The organism is Paenibacillus sp. N119s, from assembly GCF_059447605.1.
In genome coordinates this window covers 1-841 of the sequence record NZ_JCAJRU010000467.1, presented here as the reverse complement: position 1 = coordinate 841, position 841 = coordinate 1, and the positions used below count along the sequence as shown (strand labels likewise).

At 46.4% G+C, this 841-nt stretch carries 1 protein-coding gene; it reads left to right on the top strand.

Annotated features, from left to right (window positions below; genetic code table 11):
- A partial coding sequence (locus AC5V8P_RS25805; protein WP_495474083.1) for a cyclase family protein occupies positions 1 to 734 on the top strand: 734 nt, incomplete at its 5' end.
- Between the last annotated feature and the right edge of the window lie 107 nt (positions 735 to 841).

The window sequence follows — 841 nt, the reverse complement described above, 5'->3', positions numbered from 1 at the left end:
CAGAGCATTTAGCAGATATCTTGAAGTTGTTGAAGCAAAAAGAGTGGGTGGACTTGTCTCACGCCTTTTATCCCGAAATCCCTCATTTTCCGGTTTTTGATAATGTTCAGGTAGATACCCTGTTTACCCATGACGATGGCTTTTTTGTAAAACAATATTGCTTTCCAGGGCAGTATGGAACTCATATCGATGCTCCCGTTCATTTTGTGAAGGGTAAACGTTATTTACATGAGCTTTTGTTGAAGGAGCTAGTTTTGCCGCTCGTTGTCATCGACCGTTCAGCAGCCGTGGCAGCCCATTCCGACTATGAGCTTACGGTTGCTGATATTCTGGATTTTGAAAAAGAGCACGGACGCATTGCCGATCAGTCCTTTGTCGCCTTTCGCAGTGATTGGAGCAAGCGTTGGCCTGACCCTGATGCCTTCTCGAACAAAGACACCGCCGGAGACGCACATTGCCCGGGTTGGTCGCTGGATGCGCTGCGCTTTTTGGTAGAGGAACGAAATGTCGCTGCGATCGGACATGAAACACTGGATACTGACTCCTCTATAGCTTATCGAAAAGCGGGCAAGCTGGTAGGAGAATACTACATATTAGAGCAGGATCGGTATCAAGTTGAGGTGCTGAAGAATTTGGACAAGCTGCCCCCGACGGGTGCAGTCATTTATAATATTGTTCCGAGCATTCAGGATTCTCCCGGATTTCCGGTGCGCTCTTTTGCTATTTTGCCTTAATCATGCAGTATCCAGTCAATTTGAAAATAGACTAGAGCGTGTCTTCAAACCTAATTTAACCATAGCAAAATAGAAGCCAGCGTTAAGAAGGCTCCAAACGTGCAGGA